We start from the raw sequence: 23,473 nt of genomic DNA, 5'->3' as shown, positions 1-23,473 counted from the left end.
GCCTTACGGCCTGCCCTAAGGCAAGCCGCCAGACGTTACCAGGACTGGGTTGCTTTGAAGGAATCGAGGATGCCTTTCAGCTTGCCTTCGATTTCGTCGTTATAGCCACCGGACTGGTTGATCTCTTGCATCAGCGGAGCGTGATCACGGTCGACGTAAGCCAGCAGTGCGGCTTCGAAGCTACCGATTTTCGCCAGTTCGACATCCGCCAGATAACCACGTTCTGCTGCGAACAGAACCAGAGACTGCTGCGCGACGGACATCGGCGCATACTGTTTCTGTTTCAGCAGTTCGGTCACTTTCTGACCGTGGTCAAGCTGTTTACGGGTGGCATCGTCAAGGTCGGATGCAAACTGAGAGAACGCCGCCAGTTCACGATACTGCGCCAGCGCGGTACGAATACCACCGGACAGTTTTTTCATGATCTTGGTCTGGGCTGCGCCACCTACACGGGATACCGAGATACCCGGGTTAACCGCAGGACGAATACCGGCGTTAAACAGGTTAGATTCCAGGAAGATCTGACCATCGGTAATAGAAATTACGTTGGTCGGAACGAACGCGGAAACGTCACCTGCCTGCGTTTCGATAATCGGCAGCGCGGTCAGTGAACCGGTTTTCCCTTTCACTTCACCTTTGGTGAAGGCTTCGACGTAGTCGGCGTTAACACGCGCAGCACGCTCCAGCAGACGGGAGTGGAGGTAGAATACGTCGCCCGGGAATGCTTCACGTCCTGGCGGACGACGGAGCAGCAGGGAGATCTGACGGTAAGCAACAGCCTGTTTAGACAGGTCATCGTAAATGATCAGCGCATCTTCGCCACGGTCGCGGAAGTATTCGCCCATTGCGCAACCGGCATACGGCGCCAGATATTGCAGCGCAGCGGATTCAGACGCGGTCGCCACCACAACAATGGTGTTAGCCAGCGCGCCGTGTTCTTCCAGTTTACGCACCACGTTAGAGATAGTGGACGCTTTCTGGCCGATAGCGACATAGATACATTTGATGCCGGAGTCGCGCTGGTTGATGATGGCGTCGATAGCCAGCGCGGTTTTACCGGTCTGACGGTCACCGATGATCAGTTCACGCTGACCACGACCGATTGGGATCATGGAGTCAACGGCTTTATAGCCGGTCTGCACCGGCTGATCGACAGACTGACGATCGATAACGCCCGGCGCAATCGCTTCAACGGCAGAGAAGCCGTCATTATCAACCGGACCTTTACCGTCAATTGGCGCACCCAGGGTGTTTACCACACGTCCCAGCAGGCCGCGGCCAACCGGAACTTCCAGGATACGGCCAGTACATTTAACCTTCATGCCTTCGGCAAGGTCAGCGTATGGACCCATGACTACCGCACCCACGGAGTCGCGCTCCAGGTTCAGTGCGATAGCGTAACGGTTACCCGGCAGGGAGATCATTTCACCCTGCATACAATCGGCCAGGCCGTGAATGCGGATAACACCGTCACTGACAGAAACAATAGTACCTTCGTTGTGAGCTTCGCTCACCACATTGAACTGAGCAATGCGCTGCTTGATCAGTTCGCTGATTTCGGTGGAATTCAGTTGCATGCTCCAGTCCCCTTAAGACTGCAAGACGTCTGCAAGGCGCTCAAGACGGCCGCGTACGCTGCCATCAATGACCATATCACCCGCCCGGATGATAACGCCTGCCATTACAGACTTATCGATTTTGCAATTCAGCTTCACTTTGCGTGACAGACGTTTTTCCATCGCGGCGCTGATTTTCGAAAGCTGCTCTTCACTCAATGCGGTTGCCGACGTAACTTCTACCTCGGAGGTAGCTTCACTGGCGGCACGCAGATGAATAAACTGCTCCAGAACATCCGGGAGCGCGTTCAGACGATTATTTTCAGCCATCACCCGAATCAGGTTCTGACCGTTTTCGTCTAACTGCTCACCGCAGACTGCGATAAACGACTCAGCGAGCGTTTCCGGCGCCAGCGCGCCAGAGAGAAGCTCTGCCATTTGTTCGTTCTTGGTTACCTCGGCGGCAAACGCCAGCATATCCTGCCAGCGCTCTACACTTTGGTGTTCAACGGCAAAGTCAAAAGCTGCTTTGGCGTAGGGGCGAGCTACCGTAACAAATTCAGACATCAGCCCCTCCCTCCTTACAGTTCAGCGACAAGTTTATCCACGATGTCGCTGTTAGCAGCTTCATCCACGGAACGTTCGATGATCTTCTCGGCGCCAGCAACAGCCAGGATAGCAACTTGCTTACGCAGCTCTTCACGGGCGCGTTTACGCTCGGCTTCAATTTCCGCCTGCGCCTGCGCCACGATTTTAGTACGTTCCTGCTCTGCTTCAGTTTTGGCTTCGTCCAGGATCTGAGCGCGGCGTTTGTTTGCCTGCTCGATGATTACCTGAGCTTCCGCTTTCGCTTTTTTCAGCTGGTCGGTCGCGCTGGCCTTTGCAAGGTCAAGATCCTTATGTGCTCGTTCAGCAGAAGCGAGACCGTCAGCAATTTCTTTCTGACGTTTCTCGATGGCTGCCATTAACGGCGGCCATACGTACTTCATGCAAAACCAGACAAAGAGAATAAACGCGATGGCCTGGCCGAGGATTGTTGCGTTAAGATTCACAGCACAATGCCTCTATCTAGTTAACCTTCTGATATTGCTCTTAATTCAAGCAACGCTTACTACGCGACAGCGAACATCACGTACAGACCCAGACCTACAGCGATCATCGGGATAGCATCCACCAGACCCATAACGATAAAGAACTGAGTACGCAGCAGAGGAATCAGATCAGGTTGACGCGCCGCGCCTTCCAGGAATTTACCCCCGAGGATGCCGATACCGATCGCAGCACCGATTGCCGCCAGACCCATCATCACAGCGGCAGCCATGTACAGCAGATCCATATTCAGGTTTTCCATGACAGTCTCCAGTTTGTTTCAGTTAAAACGTAGTAGTGTTGGTAAATTAATGCTCTTCGGACGCCATCGACAGATAGACAATCGTCAGAACCATGAAAATGAAGGCTTGCAGCGTAATAATCAGGATGTGGAAAATGGCCCACGGCACATTCAGAATCCACTGTGACCACCACGGCAACAGACCAGCAATCAGAATGAAAATCAGCTCACCGGCATACATGTTGCCGAACAGTCGCAGACCGAGAGAAACCGGTTTGGACAGCAGACTTACCCCTTCAAGGATTAAGTTGACAGGAATGAACGCCCAGTGATTGAACGGCTGCAGCGTCAACTCTTTTGCGAAGCCGCCGATGCCTTTCATTTTGATGCTGTAGAACAGAATAAGGATGAATACGCCCAGCGCCATCGACAGGGTGATGTTGACGTCAGCAGACGGCACCACGCGCGTTGCCGGCAGACCCAGCCAATGCTCAGCGATATACGGCAGCAGGTCGATAGGCAGTAAGTCCATCAGGTTCATAAGGAATACCCAGACGAAAATCGTCAGGGCCAGCGGCGCAATCAGCTTGCTTTTGCCATGGTACATGTCTTTGACGCTGCCATGCACAAAGCCGACTATCAGCTCAATCGCGGTCTGAAACTTGCCTGGCACGCCGCTGGTCGCTTTTTTAGCAACGCTACGGAACATCACCAGAAACAACAGACCCAGCACCACCGAGAAGAACATGGAGTCAATATTGAGCGTCCAGAAGGTGGCTGGGGGGTTCTGCGGATCCACCAGCGAGAAAGTACGCAGGTCCAGCTGAAGGTTATTCAGATGGTGTCCTATGTATTCCTGCGGCGTCATATTTTCTGAAGCCATGATGCCTTTTACCCTTTGTTGTTAATTACAGCCGGCGCCAGTATCTGAACCACCAGCACCAAAACCCACGTAACGATCAGCGGCAAAAACACCGCCTTTAAAACCGCCAACGCCACCACCAGTAAAACCAGCATCGCTAACACCTTGAAGGCTTCACCGAAGGCGAAAGTCCAGGACACGCGGCCCTTAGCAGGTGTATGCGCCTGGTGACGCCAGGCAAATATCATAAACAACATATTAGGCAGTGCCACTGCCAATCCCCCACATACTGCGGAGATGCCCCAGAAGGGGTCTTTGAGGCAAAACAGCAATCCACTTGCTATTACCGCCAGAAACTGAATGAACAGAAGCTTACGAGCAACGTTTCGACTCACGAGCGACACAGACATCACGTTTTTACTCCTGCTCACTTCGAGGTATGCCGCGTGTCGTATAAAACGTTCTTTAAGACTTAGAGTCAAGCATCAAAAAGCGGTCAAATTATACGGTGCGCCCCCGTGATTTCAAACAATAAGTAGCCAAAAGGTGAATAAATGTTTAAATATTTTTCTCTGGCCCGCATTTTTAACTTTTAGCCAAAGTGTGAACGATCGTACAAAACTGCAAATAGCGCGAAAACACTGGCGATAAAGCGTGCACCAGATCACACATTAAACATATTCATGCTTACGCAATTCATTTACGTGTCAATTCATGCCTTTTCATCTTTTTGATATTTAAGCGTAAAACCAGGTACTGTTTTAAAAATACCAGCTTACACCTTAAAAACGCCCCATTGACATTTATAATAAAAATTTAACAAGCAAAAGTGATTTTTCGATTCGATTTTTAGCAGACTGATATTTACAAAGTTGATTACTCTCTGTTTTAACAAAAGAAGCGACGTTGTCATGTTGAAACGAAACCGTAAATCCAGAGTTAAATGTAACAACGCTGAAATGCGTTATACCTGTCGATTTTTAACACAAGCCGCGTCGTTTTTTTTCTATTTTTTTTGATAAAAATTAAACTTTGTTTGACTTAATAATCACCAGATGCCGCTCGCCTTCCAGTTGCGGAACGCGTAATTTTTCAACAGATTCGACGCTAAAATTGTCAGGTAGTAAGGCAATTTCATCCCCTGGCAATTGCCCTTTTAAGGCATAAAAACGCCCTTTCTCTCCCGGCAGATGGTGACACCAGCTCACCATATCATTCAACGATGCGAAAGCGCGGCTGATAACGCCATCAAACGGTGGTTCGGAGGGATAGGCTTCAACGCGGCTTTGAACCGGCGTGATGTTTTCCAGTTTCAGTTCGTGCTGGACCTGACGCAGAAAACGTACCCGCTTGCCCAGGCTGTCGAGTAAGGTGAAATGCGCGTCAGGGAGAACAATAGCCAGCGGGATGCCCGGCAGCCCCGGTCCTGTTCCTACGTCGATAAAACGCTGTCCCTGAAGATACGGCGCAACGACTATGCTGTCGAGAATATGGCGTACCAACATTTCGTTGGGATCCCGCACTGACGTCAGGTTGTATGCTTTGTTCCATTTGTGCAGCATATCAACGTAGGCGACCAGCAGCGTTTTCTGGTGATCGGTAAGAGAAATACCGGCATCAGCCAGCAGACGAGAGAGTTTGTTGAGCACGGTCATTACCTGTTAATAATCAAATGCCCGATGCGCTTTCGCTTATCGGGCCTACAAATTTGTAGGGCGGGCAAGCGAAGCGCCCCCGCCAAATTAGTGTTATCAAGCGCTACGACGCAGCATACCTTGTTTTTTCAGCCATACCAGCAGAATGGAGATTGCCGCTGGCGTAACGCCGGAGATACGCGATGCCTGGCCGATAGACGCCGGTTTATGATCGTTCAGCTTGGCGATAACTTCGTTCGACAGACCGGAAACCTGACGATAATCCAGCGTGGCAGGCAGCAACGTATTCTCGTTACGTAGTTGTTTTTCAATCTCATCCTGCTGGCGAGCGATATAGCCTTCGTATTTGACCTGGATTTCCACCTGCTCAGCGGCTTGCTCATCTTCAAGCGCAGGCGCGAATGCGGCAAGCGAAGTGAGCTGCGCGTAGGTCATTTCCGGACGACGCAACAGATCTTCGCCGCTGGCCTCACGGGAGAGAGGCGTGGTCAAATGCGCATTCACTTCATCGGCGGATTCCGCAGACGGCGTTACCCATGTCGATTTCAGCCGCTGACGTTCTCGTTCGATATTTTCCAGCTTCTCGTTGAATCGCGCCCAGCGTTCATCATCCACCAGACCCAGCTCGCGGCCCATTTCGGTCAGACGCAGATCGGCGTTGTCCTCACGCAGCATCAGGCGATATTCGGCGCGGGAGGTAAACATGCGATACGGCTCTTTGGTGCCCAGCGTACAGAGATCGTCCACCAGCACGCCGAGATAAGCCTGAGAACGCGCAGGCGACCAGCCCTCTTTGTCGGCGGAAAGACGCGCGGCATTCAGACCAGCGAGCAAGCCCTGCGCCGCAGCCTCTTCATAGCCGGTAGTACCGTTGATTTGACCAGCAAAGAACAGGCCGTGAATAAATTTACTTTCCAGAGTCGGTTTCAGATCGCGCGGGTCGAAGAAATCGTACTCAATCGCGTAACCAGGACGAACGATCTTCGCGTTCTCCATGCCCTGCATGGAACGGACAATCTGCATCTGCACGTCAAACGGCAGGCTGGTGGAGATACCGTTAGGGTAAATCTCGTTAGAGGTCAGTCCTTCCGGCTCAAGGAAGATCTGATGCTGGTTACGATCGGCAAAACGCATCACCTTGTCTTCGATCGAAGGACAGTAGCGTGGGCCGATCCCTTCGATCACGCCAGCGTACATTGGGCTACGATCGAGGTTATTACGAATCACGTCATGGGTTTTCTCATTGGTATGCGTGATGTAACACGGCACCTGTTGCGGATGCTGAGAAGCATTCCCCATAAACGAGAAAACCGGCATCGGGTTATCGCCATGCTGTTGAGCCAACACGCTGAAATCGATAGTACGCGCATCAATACGCGGCGGTGTGCCGGTTTTCAGGCGACTGACGCGTAGCGGAAGCTCACGCAGACGGCGAGACAGCGGGATGGATGGCGGATCGCCAGCACGACCGCCGCTGTAGTTATCCAGACCAATATGAATTTTGCCGTCCAGGAAGGTCCCGACGGTCAGTACCACCGCTTTCGCGCGGAATTTGAGCCCCATTTGGGTCACGGCGCCGACAACGCGATCGTTTTCGACAATCAGATCTTCAACCGCTTGCTGGAAGATCATCAGATTCGGCTGATTCTCCAGCGCGGTACGCACCGCCTGGCGGTATAAGACTCGATCCGCCTGAGCCCGGGTAGCGCGAACGGCCGGACCTTTACTGGCGTTTAGTATCCTAAACTGAATACCTGCCTGATCGATCGCTTTCGCCATCAGACCGCCGAGCGCATCCACCTCTTTTACCAGATGTCCCTTTCCAATACCGCCGATCGCCGGGTTGCAGCTCATCTGCCCCAACGTGTCAATATTGTGTGTCAAAAGCAGAGTCTGTTGACCCATACGCGCTGCGGCCATCGCGGCCTCAGTGCCTGCATGACCCCCGCCAATAATAATGACGTCAAAAGGATCCTGATAAAACATGGTAATTGCCTCGCATAACGCGGTGTGAAAATGGATTGAAGCCCGGGCGGTGGATTCTACTCAACTTTAGCCGATGGAGAAAGCCCCGGGATCCGGGCTATTAAAAAGAAGATCTTTTTATTTAGAGATCTGTTCTATTGTGATCTCTTATTAGGATCGCACCAGGCTGTGGATAACCCGGATCCTGTAATAAAGATCAATGCGTTGGAAAGGATCACTAGCTGTGAATGATCGGTGATCGTGGCCCGTATAAGCTGGGATCAAAACGGGTACTTATACACAACTCAAAAAGTGAACAACGGTTATTCTTTGGATAACTACCGGTTGATCCAAGCTTCCCACCAGACTTATCCACAATGGATCGCACGATCTTTACACTTATTTGAGTAAATTAACCCAGGATCCGAGCCAAATCTCCGCTGGATCTTCCGGAATCTCATGTTCAAGGATGTTGATCTTCAGTGTTTCCCCAACCTGTTTTGCGCCAGCGCCTTTCAGTTCCGCTTCTATTTTCTCAATCGCGCCACAAAACGTGTCGTATTCTCGACTACCAATGCCAATTGCGCCGAAACGTACCGCGGAAAGATCGGGTTTCTGCGTCTGAAGGTCTTCATAGAAAGGGGTCAGGTTGTCCGGAATGTCTCCGGCGCCGTGCGTTGAGCTGATTATCAGCCAGATCCCGGAAGTTGACAGATCCTCTAATAACGGACCGTGCACCGTTTCGGTTGAAAAACCGGCAGCTTCCAGCTTTTCCGCCAGATGTTCCGCGACGTATTCGGCGCCGCCCAGGGTGCTGCCGCTGATAAGAGTAATGTCTGCCATTGATCGCTCGCTCAGGTAAAGAGGCTGCATTGTACTCTGTGAACGAGCTGGGATCTACCTGTGGAAAAATGTGGGATTAAAAAAGCCGATCATGGCTTGATGGTGCGCATGATCGGGTTCTGCAAGACGATCAGTGTCTCAGTGGACTGAATTTCATCAATTGTTTGGATCTTGTTGATAAGTACGTGCTGAAGCGCGTCGATTGATTTGCACATGACTTTTATAAAGATGCTGTAGTGACCGGTGGTGTAATACGCTTCCGTCACCTCATCCAGGCTTTCCAGCCGGGCCAGTGCGGAGGGATAGTCTTTGGCGCTTTTGAGGATGATGCCAATAAAGCAGCCCACATCGTAACCCAGTTGTTTAGGGCTGACGTCAATCCGTGCGCCCGTAATGATCCCGGCCTGCTTCATTTTCTCGACGCGAACGTGAATGGTTCCAGGGCTAACGCCAAATTGTTTGGCCAGTTCGGCGTAGGCGGTGCGGGCATTTCCCATTAAGGCGTCAAGTATGCCGCGGTCCAGATTGTCGATCTGATAATTTTCCATCGCTTTTTCTTATGCAGATTAATGATTATCTCTATTTTAGCTATTATTTTTAACGAATCAAAACCGAAGTTAGCTTTTTATCTGTTGATTATTGAATAGTGCTCTCGTTTTGTTGCTTAATCATAGGCAACAGGACGCAGGAGTAAAAAAATGAAAACCGCTTACATTGCCAAACAACGTCAAATTAGCTTCGTGAAATCACATTTCTCTCGCCAGCTGGAGGAGCGTCTGGGTCTGATTGAGGTCCAGGCGCCGATCCTGAGTCGCGTAGGGGATGGTACGCAGGATAATTTGTCCGGCTGTGAAAAAGCGGTGCAGGTAAAAGTGAAAGCGTTGCCTGACGCCCAGTTCGAAGTGGTGCATTCACTGGCGAAGTGGAAACGTCAAACCCTGGGGCAACATGACTTCAGCGCGGGCGAAGGGCTGTACACGCACATGAAAGCCCTTCGCCCCGATGAAGACCGACTCTCTCCGCTCCACTCGGTCTATGTGGATCAGTGGGACTGGGAGCGTGTCATGGGCGATGGCGAGCGCCAATTTTCCACCCTAAAAAGCACAGTAGAGGCTATATGGGCAGGAATTAAGGCGACGGAAGCGGAAGTGCATAAACAGTTTGGTCTGGCGCCGTTCCTGCCGGATCAGATCCATTTTGTTCACAGTCAGGAACTGCTGGCGCGTTTCCCGGATCTGGATGCGAAAGGGCGCGAACGCGCGATCGCCAAAGAACTTGGCGCCGTTTTTCTGGTGGGGATCGGCGGTAAACTGAGCGATGGCCACCGCCATGATGTACGCGCGCCGGATTATGATGACTGGAGCTCCGCATCTGAGCTGGGCTACGCCGGTCTGAACGGCGATATCCTGGTGTGGAACCCGGTGCTGGAAGATGCGTTTGAGCTTTCCTCTATGGGTATCCGCGTAGATGCCGATACGCTGATGCGCCAGCTGGCGTTGACCGGTGATGAAGATCGTCTGCAACTGGAGTGGCATCAGGCGCTGCTGCGCGGCGAAATGCCGCAGACCATCGGCGGCGGGATTGGGCAGTCGCGTCTGACGATGTTGCTGCTGCAATTGCCGCATATTGGTCAGGTGCAGTGCGGTGTGTGGCCCGCGCAGGTTCGCGAAAGCATTCCTGCTATTTTATAAGCCGTTAGCGCCGCCAGCGTCTCAGCAGGCGGCTTCGCATCCCGGTGTCAAAGCGCCAGATATGATCGAAAATGCGCATGATGCCGGGTTTGCCGTGCGCCGACATCGCCACCGCATGGAATCGATGCTGGTGAAGACGCTGCAACTCTCCCACTTTGCTCACCACGTCATCCGGCAAGCGCTGGGCGATAAAATCCGAAATGACCACCGCATCGGCATCAAACCATTCCCGTCCCTGCATTCTTTCAATAATGGCGCGAAAACAGCTGGCGATATCCGTGCCGCCGCGAAAACGTTGACTTAAAAAGCGGATGGCCTGCTCGATACCTTCCGGGCCGGAGAGTTCATAGCGCACAACGTCAGTGGAAAACAGCATAATAAAGCAGCGGCGGTTATCCGCCAGCGCAACGCGCATCAACGCCAGGCAGAACGCTTTTGCGCACTGCTCGTTAAATCCTCCCATCGAGCCTGAAGTATCGACGCAGACAATAAACGGTCCGCGCGGCTGCTCGTCGACATCCTGGTGTACTACCGGCCGTTCGGTCACTTTCTCACGCCACGCTTCGCCATGCAGGCGATAGGTGAGGAGCTGTTTTTCCACTAACCGGCGGTAAAATTCATATTCCAGCTCGGTGATGCCGAGCGTCGCCAGCTCTGGCGGCAACAGGCGCAGAATATCATCGCCTTGCTGAATACCGTCAACCTGCTCCGGCACCGTTGCGGGTTCGCGTACCAGTGTACGAAAGGTTTCCATCGGCGCGTCTTTTTTCGGTACCGATTTGGCTTCCCGCGAACGTCCCAGTTGTTCCGCCAGTTGCATTAGCTCCGGCTGGGCGGCGAGAAATTCGCCGTATTTTACGATCAGTTGATAATCACCACGTTTAAGCTGGCCCGCGCTCATATCCCACAGGCGGCCTGCGGCATTATCATTTTCCGCCAGCGTCGGTTCCAGTTGCCCGCTCAGCGTCATCCGTTCCTGAACGTCACTCAGCAACTGCTCGCGCTCTTCTTCCAGTAGTTGTTGGTTTAACGTGGTGGCCTGCACGACCAGACTTAACCGCCAGCGTTGCAAAAAAAGCGTGTGTAGCGCAGGGGTAAAGGTACTGTTGCTCTCCGTCAACTGCTTCGCCTGCGCGGCATACGGTGAATGCAGGCGGTGAAGCAACGCCAGTATTTGCGGCAGTTGCACGATGAACTGTGGGGTAGAGAGAAGTTGGCTTTGCTGATAACACATGACCTCTTCCGTGAGTTCCGGCGGAACGCGTGCGTCTTTAAGACGGCTGCGTAGCGCTTCCCGCCAGCGCGGGAGATCGGCGGTCACGGCGTTTTTTAAACGCGGAAACTTTTCAAAGAAAATGACCAGCTGTGGGGAAGCCAGTAGCGCGAGGATCATCTCTTCGACCATTCCCTCTTCGCTGACGGCCAGCATGGTATTTAGCGTATCCAGCGTCAGCATTGTTGCGCCTGGCGGATCTGTTCTCCTACATCCTGCAGGCTGGCCTCAATGCGCCCTAACCAGTCGCTGTGAATAAACAGGCAATGTTGCTGCTCGCTGAAGCGGGTATGCTGCTGGCGCCAGTCGTTTTCTAACGTTTCCAGCTGCTGTTTGATCTCCGCAGGCATACTGTCTTCAGCCGCTCCCGGTAACGCCAGACGGGTACCTTGTAGACTGATGTCGCGCACCACCAGATGTTGAGCGTTATCGACTTCCATATTCAGCGTTTGGGCAAAGCCGATCCCGTTCAGTTTGCCCCGGATCTCGCCGCCTTTGGTCAGCCAAAGTTCCAGCGCGCTGCGGTCAAAGGTAATATGGATCACTTCCATATCATGCAGTTTTAGCGGTTTTTGTAGCAATAACGTCAACGTTGATGCACTGGCTTCCGGCGGTAAAGTGTAATGCGGGCGACGGCTGAACATACCGCCTTCTTTAATGACGGTGAAGGCGGTTTTATCGCTTTGCTGTTGCTGCAACTGGAGGCGGCGCTGGACGATACCGCCGAGGCGAGTCAGCATGGCCTGCTGCTGCCAGGCGTGTCCGGTCATCAATATTTCCAGTTGCTGTTGCATGAGATTCAGACTCTGCGCGTCATACCACAAGCAATCTTTTAGCAGGATAAGGTCAATCGGCGCAACCGCGTCGCGTCCGCTAAAGAAGGCGCTGGCCTGTAACAGGCGGATGGCTTTCTTCCAGCGACGGTCGGAAACATAAGGCGCATTCGGCAAATTATCCAGCTGTTGGCGCAGAGTAAATATCAGCTCAAAGACCGGATCAGGGAGTGAAATTGCGCCGATATCTTTTTGCCACTGTTGATATTCTTCGTCGCTAACCTGTAACGAGGCGGGGACCGGGTTATCACTCTCATCCTGCTGACTAATCAGCATGGAGCGGAAATTGGCTTTATCCTGAACTTTATCCAGCCACAGGCGAATCAACATTCGGTCGTACAAGGCTTCCAGGCTGCTGTCCGCTTCGGGCAGTTCGTTGGAGGCCGCCACCAGCAGCCGCATCGGAATTTTTTCCTCAAATGCGCCGTTGCGGAAATGGCGTTCGTTAATGGCGGTCAGCAATGTGTTCAGGATAGCGGGCCCGGCTTTCCAGATTTCATCCAGAAAAACGATTTCGGCTTCGGGAAGATAGCCGGTCGTTAAGCGTTCATAGCGACCTTCATCTTTCAGCGCCTGAATAGAGAGCGGGCCAAACACCTCTTCCGGCGTGGAAAAGCGTGTCATCAGATATTCAAAAGCGCGGGCGCGCTGGAAAGCAAACTTCAGGCGGCGGGCAATCAGACTCTTGGCGATACCGGGCGGGCCCAACAAAAAGACGCTCTCACCGCTTAACGCCGCCAGTAGGCAAAGGCGTATGGCGTGACTACGTTCATACAGCCCCTTCTCAAGGGCGCTGCTCAGACGGGAAATTCTTTCCGCTAATAAATGTGGGTGAGCCATAATAAAGAGGCGTCCTTTCGACAAATGGATCATGCTAATTGCGAGTATAGACGTTTCACCACCGGGGCTGTAATCGTCTGACGCGCTGTTTATTTTTCTTTGAGCCAGGTTAATCTGGCTTCATTTAGGGGTACGATTTTATGATTAATCGTGCATACTGTGCGCTTTTTTGTGGGCCAAGGGACTAAGCACACATTTCATATCTATACACTCATTCATTCAAACTACATCAAGGCGGCAAAGGAGTGAATCCCCTGGCACTGACTTAAACGTGTGACTGGGGTAAGCGAATGCAGCCGACAAGGAGGTAGTGTGAAGGGTGACGTGTATAAACGAAAGATGAGTCTATGAGCACTGATAATAAGCAATCGTTGCCTGCGATTACCCTCGCAGCTATTGGGGTTGTCTACGGTGATATTGGCACCAGCCCGCTTTATACGCTTCGTGAATGTTTGTCCGGTCAGTTTGGTTTTGGCGTTGAACGAGATGCCGTGTTTGGTTTTCTGTCGCTGATCTTCTGGCTACTCATCTTTGTGGTTTCCATCAAATATCTCACCTTCGTGATGCGCGCCGATAACGCGGGTGAAGGTGGAATTTTGACGCTGATGTCGCTTGCCGGGCGTAATACCTCGGCGCGCACCACATCCATGTTAGTTATCATGGGACTGATAGGCGGCAGCTTTTTCTATGGCGAAGTGGTGATTACGCCGGCGATTTCGGTGATGTCGGCGATTGAAGGCCTGGAGATTGTCGCGCCGCAGCTGGATACCTGGATTGTCCCGCTCTCCATTATTGTGCTGACTCTGTTGTTTATGATTCAGAAGCACGGTACGGGAATGGTAGGGAAACTCTTTGCGCCGATCATGCTGACCTGGTTTTTAATCCTGGCGGTACTTGGCCTGCGCAGTATTATCGCCAATCCCGAAGTGTTACATGCGCTGAATCCTGTCTGGGCGGTACGTTTTTTCCTTGAATATAAAACCGTATCATTTATTGCGTTGGGCGCAGTGGTGCTGTCGATTACCGGCGTAGAGGCGTTGTACGCCGATATGGGACACTTCGGTAAGTTCCCGATTCGCCTGGCGTGGTTTACCGTGGTATTGCCGTCGTTAGTACTGAATTACTTTGGTCAGGGCGCATTGCTACTTAAGCATCCGGAAGCGATTAAAAACCCCTTCTTCCTGTTGGCGCCGGACTGGGCGTTAATTCCGCTGCTGATTCTGGCCGCGCTGGCGACGGTGATCGCCTCCCAGGCGGTCATTTCCGGCGTCTTTTCGCTGACGCGTCAGGCTGTGCGTCTTGGCTATTTGTCGCCAATGCGCATTATCCATACCTCCGAGATGGAGTCCGGTCAGATCTACATCCCTTTCGTTAACTGGCTGCTTTATTTCGCGGTCGTGGTTGTTATTGTTAGCTTTGAGCACTCCAGCAACCTGGCGGCGGCCTATGGTATCGCCGTGACCGGCACGATGGTGCTGACGTCTATTCTTTCTACGACCGTGGCGCGTAAGAACTGGCACTGGAACAAATATTTTGTCGCGCTGATCCTCATCGCATTCCTGTGCGTGGATATCCCGCTGTTCTCGGCTAACCTCGATAAATTGTTGTCCGGCGGTTGGCTGCCGCTGAGCCTGGGTCTGATCATGTTCACGATCATGACCACCTGGAAGAGCGAGCGTTTCCGTCTGTTGCGTCGTATGCATGAACACGGTAATTCGCTGGAAGCGATGATTGCTTCACTGGAGAAGTCACCGCCGGTTCGGGTGCCGGGTACTGCCGTATACATGTCGCGCGCGCTCAGTGTGATCCCTTTTGCTTTATTGCATAACCTGAAGCACAACAAAGTGTTGCATGAGCGCGTAATCTTACTGACGTTGCGTACGGAAGATGCGCCTTATGTGCATAACGTTCGCCGGGTGCAGATTGAGCAGTTGTCTCCGACATTCTGGCGCGTGGTGGCCAGCTACGGCTGGCGCGAAACGCCAAACGTTGAAGAGGTGTTCCACCGCTGCGGTCTGGAAGGCCTTAGCTGTCGGATGATGGAAACGTCGTTCTTTATGTCGCACGAGTCGTTGATTGTCGGCAAACGCCCGTGGTATTTGCGTCTGCGCGGCAAGCTGTATTTGTTGTTGCAACGCAACGCCCTGCGCGCGCCGGATCAGTTCGAGATCCCGCCTAACCGCGTGATTGAGTTAGGTACGCAGGTCGAGATTTAACCTCTCATCAACATGCCGGGGGCCGCATTGGCTTACCCGGCCTGGCCAATCCGTAGATTCCCACAAGATAATCGCCATTGGGCGATTATCTTCACCTGATTTCCGCTAGCGAAACGTTTCGACGGCGATCACAATTCTGTTACGTCATGATGGTTTTATGAACACATCCAGGGTTACACTGCGGCCAGCGAAACGTTTCGCTAGTGGAGCAGAAAAATGAAGAAAGGCACCGTACTCAACTCTGAAATCTCGTCGGTCATTTCCCGTCTGGGGCATACTGATACTCTGGTGGTCTGTGATGCGGGTTTACCCATCCCGAATAGCACCGCGCGTATCGATATGGCACTAACCCAGGGCGTACCTTCTTTTATGCAGGTGGTGGATGTCGTGACCCGGGAAATGCAGGTTGAGGCGGCGATTCTTGCAACGGAAATCAAACAACAGAATCCGCAGCTCCACGAAACGTTGCTCACTCACCTTGAGCAACTGCAGCAACACCAGGGAAACACCATAAAAATTAGTTATACGACACACGAACAATTCAAAAAATTGACTGCAGACAGTCAGGCGGTGATTCGCAGCGGGGAGTGTTCCCCGTATGCGAACGTCATTCTTTGCGCTGGCGTTACGTTCTGAGGCCGCTATGGACGCATTACTGCAACTCAAAGGGATCGATAAAGCGTTCCCCGGCGTGAAGGCTCTCTCCGGCGCCGCGTTAAACGTTTATCCTGGCCGCGTTATGGCGCTGGTGGGGGAAAACGGCGCCGGAAAATCCACCATGATGAAAGTATTAACCGGCATCTATACGCGAGATGCGGGATCGTTGTTATGGCTGGGTAAAGAGACCACCTTTAATGGGCCTAAATCGTCTCAGGAAGCCGGGATCGGCATTATTCATCAGGAACTGAACCTGATCCCGCAGTTGACCATTGCGGAAAACATCTTCCTGGGCCGTGAGTTTGTGAATCGCTTTGGCAAAATCGACTGGAAAAAGATGTATGCCGAAGCCGACCACCTCTTAGCCAAACTCAATCTGCGTTTTAAGAGCGATAAGCTGGTGGGCGAACTCTCTATCGGCGATCAGCAAATGGTGGAAATCGCCAAAGTGCTGAGCTTCGAATCCAAAGTCATCATTATGGATGAACCGACCGATGCGCTGACCGACACCGAAACCGAATCGCTGTTCCGCGTTATCCGCGAATTAAAATCGCAGGGGCGCGGCATTGTCTATATCTCCCACCGTATGAAAGAGATTTTTGAAATTTGCGATGACGTGACGGTCTTCCGCGATGGGCAATTTATCGCCGAGCGTGAAGTGGCCACGTTGACCGAAGATTCTCTTATCGAAATGATGGTGGGACGTAAGCTGGAAGATCAGTACCCGCATCTGGATAACGCGCCGGGTGAGATTCGCCTCAAGGTCGATAATCTGTGCGGACCGGGCGTGAATGATGTCTCTTTTGTGCTGCGAAAAGGCGAGATTCTTGGCATCTCCGGCCTGATGGGCGCCGGTCGCACCGAGCTGATGAAAGTATTGTACGGCGCGATGCCGCGAACCAGCGGTTACGTGACGCTCGATGGACACGAAGTGGTGACGCGTTCTCCGCAGGACGGGCTGGCCAATGGCATCGTTTATATCTCTGAAGACCGTAAGCGCGATGGACTGGTGCTCGGCATGTCAGTTAAAGAGAATATGTCGCTGACGGCGCTGGACTATTTCAGCCGCGCTGGCGGAAGCCTGAAACACAAAGATGAGCAGCAGGCGGTGGGGGATTTTATCCGTCTGTTCAACGTCAAGACGCCGTCAATGGAACAGGCGATAGGCCTGCTTTCTGGCGGTAATCAGCAAAAAGTGGCGATTGCCCGCGGGTTGATGACGCGCCCGAAAGTGCTCATTCTCGACGAGCCGACCCGCGGCGTGGACGTCGGCGCCAAGAAAGAGATTTACCAGCTTATCAACCAGTTTAAGGCCGACGGCCTGAGCATCATTCTGGTCTCATCTGAGATGCCAGAAGTATTAGGCATGAGCGATCGCATCATCGTCATGCATGAAGGGCATCTCAGCGGTGAATTTACTCGCGAGCAGGCCACCCAGGAAGTGTTAATGGCTGCCGCAGTGGGCAAGCTTAATCGCGTGAATCAGGAGTAAAAAAGATGACAACCCAGGCTGTTTCTGGTCGCCGTTATTTCACTAAAGCGTGGCTTCTTGAGCAGAAGTCGCTCATTGCCCTGCTGGTGTTGATCGCGATTGTTTCGACGTTGAGCCCCAACTTTTTTACCGTTAATAATCTGTTCAATATTCTTCAACAGACCTCCGTCAACGCCATTATGGCGGTGGGGATGACGTTGGTGATTCTGACATCGGGGATCGATCTGTCCGTCGGTTCCCTGCTGGCGCTCACCGGCGCGGTTGCCGCTTCAATCGTCGGCGTTGAAGTGAATGCGCTGGTCGCGGTTGCCGCCGCGCTGGCCCTGGGCGCTGCGATTGGCGCCGTTACTGGCGTTATCGTCGCGAAAGGTCGCGTACAGGCGTTTATCGCTACGCTGGTGATGATGCTGCTACTGCGCGGCGTGACGATGGTTTACACCGACGGTAGCCCGGTCAACACCGGCTTTACCGATAACGCCGATCTGTTTGGCTGGTTCGGTATCGGCCGTCCGCTGGGCGTTCCTACGCCGGTCTGGATCATGGCTATCGTCTTTATCGCCGCCTGGTATATGCTGCATCACACCCGTCTGGGACGCTATATCTACGCGCTGGGCGGTAACGAAGCGGCGACGCGCCTGTCTGGCATTAGCGTGAGCAAAGTGAAAATTATCGTCTATTCACTTTGCGGCCTGACAGCGTCGCTGGCGGGCATCATTGAAGTGGCGCGCCTCTCTTCCGCGCAGCCGACGGCGGGTACCGGCTATGAGCTGGATGCTATTGCCGCCGTGGTGCTGGGCGGCACCAGCCTTGCAGGCGGTAAAGGACGCATTGTTGGGACATTGATCGGCGCATTGATTCTCGGCTTCCTTAATAATGGTTTGAATTTGTTAGGTGTTTCCTCCTATTACCAGATGATCGTCAAAGCGGTGGTGATTTTGCTGGCGGTACTGGTAGACAACAAAAAGCAGTAACAACGACTACAGGACATCTGAAATATGAACATGAAAAAACTGGCTACCCTGGTATCTGCTATTGCGCTGAGCGCCACCGTGAGCGCGAATGCAATGGCGAAAGACACCATTGCGCTGGTGATCTCTACCCTCAATAATCCCTTCTTCGTGTCGTTAAAAGACGGGGCGCAAAAAGAGGCGGATAAACTGGGTTATAACCTGGTGGTGCTGGACTCCCAGAACAACCCTGCCAAAGAGCTGGCGAACGTGCAGGATTTAACCGTTCGCGGGACCAAAATTCTGCTGATCAACCCGACTGACTCCGATGCGGTGGGTAACGCGGTGAAGATGGCGAACCAGGCGAAGATTCCGGTTATCACGCTTGACCGCCAGGCAACCAAAGGCGATGTCGTCAGCCATATCGCGTCTGATAACGTGCTGGGCGGTAAGATCGCTGGCGACTATATCGCGAAAAAAGCTGGCGAAGGCGCCAAAGTGATTGAGTTGCAAGGCATTGCCGGAACATCTGCGGCGCGTGAGCGTGGCGAAGGTTTCCAGCAGGCGGTAGCCGCCCACAAATTTAATGTCCTGGCCAGCCAGCCTGCTGATTTCGACCGTACTAAGGGTCTGAACGTCATGCAGAACCTGCTGACCGCGCATCCGGATGTTCAGGCTGTCTTCGCCCAGAACGATGAAATGGCGCTGGGCGCACTGCGCGCGCTGCAAACTGCCGGTAAAGCAGATGTGATGGTGGTTGGATTTGACGGTACGCCGGATGGCGAAAAGGCCGTAAAAGATGGCAAACTGGCAGCGACTATCGCTCAGTTACCGGATCAAATCGGCGCCAAAGGCGTTGAAGTGGCGGATAAGGTGCTGAAAGGCGAAAAAGTTCAGGCCAAATATCCGGTTGACCTGAAACTGGTCATCAAGCAGTAATAAACGACACGGGTCAACTATGGCCTGATGGCGACAGAAATACGCGAGCCTCCGCTGAGGTGAACGTAAAAAAAGAAAAGCAGGGCACGCGCCACCCTAACCGGTGGCGCACTTTGACGTGGAACCCCGAATATGAAAACCGCAGGTAATCTCATCGTCCTTGGCAGCATTAATGCCGATCATATCCTTAATCTTGAGTCCTTCCCTACCCCGGGTGAAACGGTAACCGGTAGCCATTATCAGGTTGCGTTTGGCGGGAAAGGCGCGAATCAGGCGGTTGCTGCGGGACGTAGCGGGGCAAATATTGCGTTTATCGCCTGCACGGGCGATGACGATATTGGCGACAGTATTCGTAAACAATTAGTCAGCGATCGTATTGATATCGCGCCAGTTAGCGTCATTAAAGGCGAGTCTACCGGGGTGGCGCTGATTTTCGTTAACGGCGAAGGCGAGAATGTCATCGGTATTCATGCCGGAGCGAATGCCGCGTTATCGCCGGCGTTGGTTGATGCGCAACGTGAACGTATCGCGCAGGCGGATGCGTTACTGATGCAGCTGGAATCGCCGCTGGAAAGCGTACTGGCGGCGGCGAAAATCGCCCATCAACATCATACTACTGTTGCGCTGAACCCGGCGCCTGCCCGTGAGCTACCGGATGAACTGCTGGCGCTGGTGGACATCATCACGCCAAATGAAACGGAAGCTGAAAAGCTGACGGGCGTGCGTGTGGAAAATGACGACGATGCCGCGAAAGCTGCGCAGGTTTTGCATGATAAAGGCATTCGAACCGTATTAATTACCTTAGGAAGCCGTGGCGTCTGGGCCAGCGTAGGCGGCGAGGGCCGCCGCGTTCCTGGATTTAGCGTTGAGGCTGTCGATACCATTGCCGCCGGAGATACGTTTAACGGCGCCTTTATCACCGCGATACTGGAGGATACGCCGTTGCCGGAAGCGATTCGCTTTGCCCATGCCGCCGCCGCGATTGCCGTAACGCGTAAAGGCGCGCAGCCGTCCGTTCCGTGGCGCGAAGAGATAGAAGCGTTTTTACATCAGCAGGGGTAACGCTTGGCTACTATGAAAGATGTTGCCCGCCTGGCGGGAGTCTCTACATCGACGGTCTCTCACGTTATTAACAAAGATCGCTTTGTGAGTGAGACGATAACCGAAAAAGTTGAAGCGGCGATTAAATCACTTAACTATGCGCCTTCTGCGCTGGCGCGAAGCCTCAAGTTAAACCAGACCCGCACGATTGGTATGCTAATTACCGCCAGTACCAACCCTTTTTATTCCGAACTGGTGCGCGGCGTTGAGCGAAGCTGTTTTGAGCGCGGTTATAGTCTGGTGTTGTGCAATACCGAAGGCGACGAGCAACGGATGAACCGCAACCTGGAGACCCTGATGCAAAAACGGGTAGACGGTTTACTGCTGCTGTGTACCGAAACGCATCAGCCTTCTCGTGAAATCATGGAGCGTTATCCGTCTATTCCTACCGTCATGATGGACTGGTCGCCGTTTGATGGTGAGGGCGATAGCGATCTCATTCAGGATAATTCGTTGCTAGGCGGCGATCTTGCCACCCAACACCTTATCGATAAAGGATTTACCCGAATAGCCTGTATTACCGGCCCGCTGGACAAAACGCCAGCGCGTTTGCGGCTGGAAGGGTATCGGGCGGCGATGAAACGCGCAGGGCTGGCTATTCCGCAAGGCTATGAGATCACCGGCGATTTTGAATTTGGCGGCGGCTTTGACGCCATGCAGGCGTTACTGGCCCATCAACAGCGACCGCAAGCGGTTTTTACCGGAAACGATGCGATGGCTGTCGGCGCCTATCAGGCGCTATATCAGGCGGGGCTTCGTATTCCGCAGGATATGGCAGTCATTGGCTATGATGATATTGAGCTGGCGCGCTATATGACGCCGCCGCTGACGACTATCCATCAGCCGAAAGATGAATTGGGCGAGCTGGCTATTGATGTGTTGATTCATCGGATGGCGCAGCCCGCCTTGCAACAACAGCGACTTCAGCTTACTCCGGTTTTGACGGTGCGTGGGTCGGTTTAGATTTATGCCGTTCTTTAATCAGATTGTTGCCGTCTTTGGCTCTTAGCAGCATAAACATCAGCGCGGACACGATAGTGATCGCCCCCATCGTGATAAAGGTATAGTGGAACTGTTCCACGGTACTGGTGCCCGCAAAACCTTCATAAATACGTAACACCGCCGCGCTGATCGCCACGCCTAAACTGATAGACAATTGCTGCGTAACCGCCAGAACGCTGTTGCCGCTGCTGGCATTATCGTCCGTCAGATCCGCAAGAGTAATCGTATTCATTGCCGTAAATTGAGTGGACATCGCCATTCCAAGAATGAATAGCGGCAGTACGAGCATCCAGATCGGCATGGCGGGAGATTGAAACGAAAACTGGGCAATCATCAGACCGATAAATACCGTAATGCCGACCAGAGTCTTCCGGTATCCCAAACGTCGTAAAACCTGCGTTACGGTCGATTTCGCGATAATAGAACCCAAAGCTGTCGGCGCCATCATGCAGCCGGCGATCAGAGCCGGGTAGCCAAAACCAACCTGTAGCATTAACGGCATCAAAAAAGGTACGCAGCCTGTCCCCAGACGCGTGGCGAGGTTGCCGGTAATACCGACGGAAAATGTGCGTGTCTTAAACAGCGATAGTGATATTAACGGTGTCGGATGACGGCGGGCGTGGCGGATATAGGCCAATAGTAGAACGATACTGCAAAAAATAATGGCGGATGCGATCCATGTCGCCACAATCTTTTCGCCAAACAGTTCCATTCCGCTGGAAAATAAAACCAGACTTAACCCAAAAAGAAAGAAGCCGGTCATGTCAAACTTGCGACGCGGCGTGGTGAAGTTGGGCATATATTTGCGGGCATACAGAATGCCTGCAACACCAATGGGAATATTAATCAGGAAGATCCAGTGCCAGCTTGCCCAGGTCACCAGTACGCCGCCTAATACCGGCCCCAGAATCGGACCTACCAGCCCCGGCATAGTGACAAAGTTAAGAACGGGCAGGAGCTCACTACGCGGATAGGCTCGCAATAACGCCAGTCGCGCCACTGGCATCATCATCGCTCCGCCGACGCCTTGTACGACGCGAAAAATAACCAATTCAGATAGTGAACTGGAGAGCGCGCAGGCCAGCGAGCCTAACGTAAACAGACTTACGGCGACCATAAAGACGCGACGCGTACCAAAGCGGTCAGCCAGCCAGCCGCTTACCGGAATTAACATAGCTACTGTCAGGGTATAACTGATAATAGCGGACTGCATGGCGAGTGGTGAACGGTTAAGACTATGCGCAATAGCCGGTAAAGCGGTATTCAAAATGGTGGCGTCTAGCGCCTGCATAAAGAAGGCCATCGCCGCGATCCACGGCAGGCCAGCCATACTGCGCGCTTTTTTGCTGGTCATTCAATATCCTGTTAATTATCTGGTCTCTCATTGGGCGCTATTAACAACGCCTGGCAGGCCTGGAAAGCGCGTTCGCCGTCGCTATCAGCGATGGCATCAACAATGGCCTGGTGCAAATCCAGCTTTACCACCTCGTTATAGGTGATTGAGGTAAAGTAAGTGTGATAAACCGAATGAAATAGCGTAGCAAAAGAGATTAGAAAGGGATTGGCGCTCATTTCGTAGATATGCTCGTGCCACGCCATATCCACTTCAATCCAGCGTTCACGCTTAAAATGCTTTTTCAGCGCGACCATCTCTTCCATTAAGGCATTAAGCCGCGCTTTCTGCTCCGGTGTGCCAAGAGTCGCCGCCAGCAGGCAGGCTTGCGGCTCCAGGCTAATACGCATCACCAGAAAATGATCTACCACCTGATGAAAATTTTCTTCCGTCATCCACCAGGTCAGCAGCTCTTGATCCAGAAAGTTCCAGTTTCCCTGCGGCATCACCCGCGTACCAATGCGCGGACGGGGTAGCACCATACCTTTAGCCGTCAACGTTTTCACCGCTTCGCGAACTGCCGTTCGACTTACGCCGTACTGCTCGCCCAGTTCTATTTCGCCGGGAAGAATCGTACCGGGGGCGTAGTCACCCTTTAATATCCGCTGCGCCAGCTTTTCAGCCAGAACATAGGATAGATTTTTCTGTGCGGCTAATTGTTGTGCGCTTAAAGGCATGAATGTTCTTCCTTTCTCTTTCGTTTGGTTATTAGTATGCCACCTGGAAGTGTGATTGCAGTTGCAATAACGGTAATTTGCTTATTTTATGGCACGTTAAGCACGCCATTGATGAAAAAAGAGACACTCAGAAAATTATTTTAAATTTCCTCTTGTCAGGCAGAAATAACTCCCTATAATGCGCCACCACTGACACGGAAC

Annotated in this window: 22 protein-coding genes; 8 read left to right on the top strand and 14 right to left on the bottom strand. The window is 52.7% G+C overall.

Annotation, left to right across the window (positions count from 1 at the left end; all coding sequences use genetic code 11):
* Positions 1–35: 35 nt before the first annotated feature.
* The 10 genes from atpA to asnC form a co-directional block, all read right to left on the bottom strand.
* On the bottom strand, positions 36–1,577 hold the full coding sequence (atpA, locus tag ACLJPQ_RS21165; protein WP_001176751.1) for a F0F1 ATP synthase subunit alpha: 1,542 nt from the start codon (positions 1,575–1,577) through the stop codon (positions 36–38).
* A 12-nt stretch (positions 1,578–1,589) separates the two neighbouring features.
* On the bottom strand, positions 1,590–2,123 hold the full coding sequence (gene atpH, locus ACLJPQ_RS21160; RefSeq protein ID WP_001288957.1) for a F0F1 ATP synthase subunit delta: 534 nt from the start codon (positions 2,121–2,123) through the stop codon (positions 1,590–1,592).
* 14 nt (positions 2,124–2,137) lie between these two features.
* Positions 2,138–2,608 carry a F0F1 ATP synthase subunit B gene (gene atpF, locus ACLJPQ_RS21155; RefSeq protein ID WP_001052212.1) on the bottom strand — a complete coding sequence of 157 codons (471 nt, stop codon included), beginning with the start codon at positions 2,606–2,608 and terminating at the stop codon, positions 2,138–2,140.
* A 59-nt stretch (positions 2,609–2,667) separates the two neighbouring features.
* A complete protein-coding gene (gene atpE, locus ACLJPQ_RS21150) occupies positions 2,668–2,907 on the bottom strand; it encodes a F0F1 ATP synthase subunit C (RefSeq protein WP_000429386.1) in 240 nt (79 codons plus the stop codon).
* A 46-nt stretch (positions 2,908–2,953) separates the two neighbouring features.
* A complete protein-coding gene (atpB, locus tag ACLJPQ_RS21145) occupies positions 2,954–3,769 on the bottom strand; it encodes a F0F1 ATP synthase subunit A (protein ID WP_000135632.1) in 816 nt (271 codons plus the stop codon).
* 8 nt (positions 3,770–3,777) lie between these two features.
* Positions 3,778–4,158 carry a F0F1 ATP synthase subunit I gene (gene atpI, locus ACLJPQ_RS21140; RefSeq protein ID WP_000116685.1) on the bottom strand — a complete coding sequence of 127 codons (381 nt, stop codon included), beginning with the start codon at positions 4,156–4,158 and terminating at the stop codon, positions 3,778–3,780.
* Positions 4,159–4,773: 615 nt separating this feature from the next.
* Positions 4,774–5,397: a 16S rRNA (guanine(527)-N(7))-methyltransferase RsmG gene (gene rsmG / locus ACLJPQ_RS21135; protein ID WP_023215949.1), complete on the bottom strand. Its 624-nt coding sequence runs from the start codon at positions 5,395–5,397 to the stop codon at positions 4,774–4,776.
* Between the two features lie 102 nt (positions 5,398–5,499).
* Positions 5,500–7,389 (bottom strand): tRNA uridine-5-carboxymethylaminomethyl(34) synthesis enzyme MnmG, encoded by a 1,890-nt coding sequence (gene mnmG / locus ACLJPQ_RS21130; RefSeq protein WP_001651089.1) that lies wholly within the window; start codon positions 7,387–7,389, stop codon positions 5,500–5,502.
* A gap of 378 nt (positions 7,390–7,767) precedes the next feature.
* Positions 7,768–8,211 (bottom strand): FMN-binding protein MioC, encoded by a 444-nt coding sequence (mioC, locus tag ACLJPQ_RS21125; protein WP_024157385.1) that lies wholly within the window; start codon positions 8,209–8,211, stop codon positions 7,768–7,770.
* An 89-nt stretch (positions 8,212–8,300) separates the two neighbouring features.
* On the bottom strand, positions 8,301–8,759 hold the full coding sequence (gene asnC / locus ACLJPQ_RS21120; RefSeq protein WP_000433018.1) for a transcriptional regulator AsnC: 459 nt from the start codon (positions 8,757–8,759) through the stop codon (positions 8,301–8,303).
* Positions 8,760–8,909: 150 nt separating this feature from the next.
* Here asnC and asnA point away from each other — a divergent pair, with 150 nt between their 5' ends.
* Positions 8,910–9,902: an aspartate--ammonia ligase gene (gene asnA, locus ACLJPQ_RS21115; protein WP_000845118.1), complete on the top strand. Its 993-nt coding sequence runs from the start codon at positions 8,910–8,912 to the stop codon at positions 9,900–9,902.
* Between the two features lie 4 nt (positions 9,903–9,906).
* Here asnA and viaA read toward each other — a convergent pair whose 3' ends face one another.
* Positions 9,907–11,358 carry an ATPase RavA stimulator ViaA gene (gene viaA / locus ACLJPQ_RS21110; protein WP_000956588.1) on the bottom strand — a complete coding sequence of 484 codons (1,452 nt, stop codon included), beginning with the start codon at positions 11,356–11,358 and terminating at the stop codon, positions 9,907–9,909.
* Entirely contained in the window at positions 11,352–12,848 is a 1,497-nt protein-coding gene (gene ravA / locus ACLJPQ_RS21105) for an ATPase RavA (RefSeq protein ID WP_000940975.1), read from the bottom strand. Before ravA ends, viaA begins: the two co-directional genes overlap by 7 nt.
* 347 nt (positions 12,849–13,195) lie before the next feature.
* On the opposite strand from ravA, the gene kup reads away from it, so the two are divergent.
* From kup to rbsR, 7 genes are all read left to right on the top strand, one after another.
* Positions 13,196–15,064, top strand: coding sequence for a low affinity potassium transporter Kup (gene kup / locus ACLJPQ_RS21100; protein WP_000102338.1), 1,869 nt, complete (start codon positions 13,196–13,198; stop codon positions 15,062–15,064).
* A 216-nt stretch (positions 15,065–15,280) separates the two neighbouring features.
* A complete protein-coding gene (gene rbsD, locus ACLJPQ_RS21095) occupies positions 15,281–15,700 on the top strand; it encodes a D-ribose pyranase (protein WP_000715944.1) in 420 nt (139 codons plus the stop codon).
* A 7-nt stretch (positions 15,701–15,707) separates the two neighbouring features.
* The gene (gene rbsA, locus ACLJPQ_RS21090) at positions 15,708–17,213 is read left to right on the top strand and encodes a ribose ABC transporter ATP-binding protein RbsA (protein ID WP_000339361.1); all 1,506 of its coding nucleotides are present in this window, start codon (positions 15,708–15,710) and stop codon (positions 17,211–17,213) included.
* Between the two features lie 5 nt (positions 17,214–17,218).
* Positions 17,219–18,184, top strand: a complete 966-nt coding sequence (gene rbsC / locus ACLJPQ_RS21085) for a ribose ABC transporter permease (protein ID WP_000211345.1) — start codon at positions 17,219–17,221, stop codon at positions 18,182–18,184.
* Between the two features lie 24 nt (positions 18,185–18,208).
* The gene (rbsB, locus tag ACLJPQ_RS21080) at positions 18,209–19,099 is read left to right on the top strand and encodes a ribose ABC transporter substrate-binding protein RbsB (protein WP_080184679.1); all 891 of its coding nucleotides are present in this window, start codon (positions 18,209–18,211) and stop codon (positions 19,097–19,099) included.
* A gap of 132 nt (positions 19,100–19,231) precedes the next feature.
* A complete protein-coding gene (rbsK, locus tag ACLJPQ_RS21075; protein WP_080184680.1) occupies positions 19,232–20,161 on the top strand; it encodes a ribokinase in 930 nt (309 codons plus the stop codon).
* A gap of 3 nt (positions 20,162–20,164) precedes the next feature.
* Positions 20,165–21,163, top strand: coding sequence for a ribose operon transcriptional repressor RbsR (rbsR, locus tag ACLJPQ_RS21070; RefSeq protein ID WP_000224487.1), 999 nt, complete (start codon positions 20,165–20,167; stop codon positions 21,161–21,163).
* Here the strand turns inward: rbsR and mdtD are convergent.
* Positions 21,129–22,556 (bottom strand): multidrug transporter subunit MdtD, encoded by a 1,428-nt coding sequence (gene mdtD / locus ACLJPQ_RS21065; RefSeq protein WP_061425136.1) that lies wholly within the window; start codon positions 22,554–22,556, stop codon positions 21,129–21,131. The genes rbsR and mdtD overlap by 35 nt on opposite strands.
* Positions 22,557–22,567: 11 nt before the next feature.
* Positions 22,568–23,272, bottom strand: coding sequence for a FadR/GntR family transcriptional regulator (locus ACLJPQ_RS21060; protein WP_001131145.1), 705 nt, complete (start codon positions 23,270–23,272; stop codon positions 22,568–22,570).
* Positions 23,273–23,473: the final 201 nt, after the last annotated feature.

Source organism: Salmonella sp. SAL04213, assembly GCF_046550535.1.
Taxonomy (GTDB): Bacteria; Pseudomonadota; Gammaproteobacteria; order Enterobacterales; family Enterobacteriaceae; genus Salmonella; species Salmonella enterica.
The sequence above is the reverse complement of the archived record's forward strand: the minus strand, read 5'-3'. Positions and strand labels throughout refer to the sequence as shown.

Excerpts from the sequence above, each read along its gene's own strand:
- atpI (WP_000116685.1), bottom strand. The coding sequence starts at position 4,158 with ATGTCTGTGTCGCTCGTGAGTCGAAACGTTGCTCGTAAGCTTCTGTTC.
- kup (WP_000102338.1), top strand. The coding sequence starts at position 13,196 with ATGAGCACTGATAATAAGCAATCGTTGCCTGCGATTACCCTCGCAGCT.
- atpB (WP_000135632.1), bottom strand. The coding sequence starts at position 3,769 with ATGGCTTCAGAAAATATGACGCCGCAGGAATACATAGGACACCATCTG.
- asnC (WP_000433018.1), bottom strand. The coding sequence starts at position 8,759 with ATGGAAAATTATCAGATCGACAATCTGGACCGCGGCATACTTGACGCC.
- rbsB (WP_080184679.1), top strand. The coding sequence starts at position 18,209 with ATGAACATGAAAAAACTGGCTACCCTGGTATCTGCTATTGCGCTGAGC.
- rbsC (WP_000211345.1), top strand. The coding sequence starts at position 17,219 with ATGACAACCCAGGCTGTTTCTGGTCGCCGTTATTTCACTAAAGCGTGG.
- mnmG (WP_001651089.1), bottom strand. The coding sequence starts at position 7,389 with ATGTTTTATCAGGATCCTTTTGACGTCATTATTATTGGCGGGGGTCAT.
- viaA (WP_000956588.1), bottom strand. The coding sequence starts at position 11,358 with ATGCTGACGCTGGATACGCTAAATACCATGCTGGCCGTCAGCGAAGAG.
- mioC (WP_024157385.1), bottom strand. The coding sequence starts at position 8,211 with ATGGCAGACATTACTCTTATCAGCGGCAGCACCCTGGGCGGCGCCGAA.
- ravA (WP_000940975.1), bottom strand. The coding sequence starts at position 12,848 with ATGGCTCACCCACATTTATTAGCGGAAAGAATTTCCCGTCTGAGCAGC.
- asnA (WP_000845118.1), top strand. The coding sequence starts at position 8,910 with ATGAAAACCGCTTACATTGCCAAACAACGTCAAATTAGCTTCGTGAAA.
- atpE (WP_000429386.1), bottom strand. The coding sequence starts at position 2,907 with ATGGAAAACCTGAATATGGATCTGCTGTACATGGCTGCCGCTGTGATG.
- atpH (WP_001288957.1), bottom strand. The coding sequence starts at position 2,123 with ATGTCTGAATTTGTTACGGTAGCTCGCCCCTACGCCAAAGCAGCTTTT.
- atpA (WP_001176751.1), bottom strand. The coding sequence starts at position 1,577 with ATGCAACTGAATTCCACCGAAATCAGCGAACTGATCAAGCAGCGCATT.
- rbsK (WP_080184680.1), top strand. The coding sequence starts at position 19,232 with ATGAAAACCGCAGGTAATCTCATCGTCCTTGGCAGCATTAATGCCGAT.
- mdtD (WP_061425136.1), bottom strand. The coding sequence starts at position 22,556 with ATGACCAGCAAAAAAGCGCGCAGTATGGCTGGCCTGCCGTGGATCGCG.
- ACLJPQ_RS21060 (WP_001131145.1), bottom strand. The coding sequence starts at position 23,272 with ATGCCTTTAAGCGCACAACAATTAGCCGCACAGAAAAATCTATCCTAT.
- rbsA (WP_000339361.1), top strand. The coding sequence starts at position 15,708 with ATGGACGCATTACTGCAACTCAAAGGGATCGATAAAGCGTTCCCCGGC.
- rbsD (WP_000715944.1), top strand. The coding sequence starts at position 15,281 with ATGAAGAAAGGCACCGTACTCAACTCTGAAATCTCGTCGGTCATTTCC.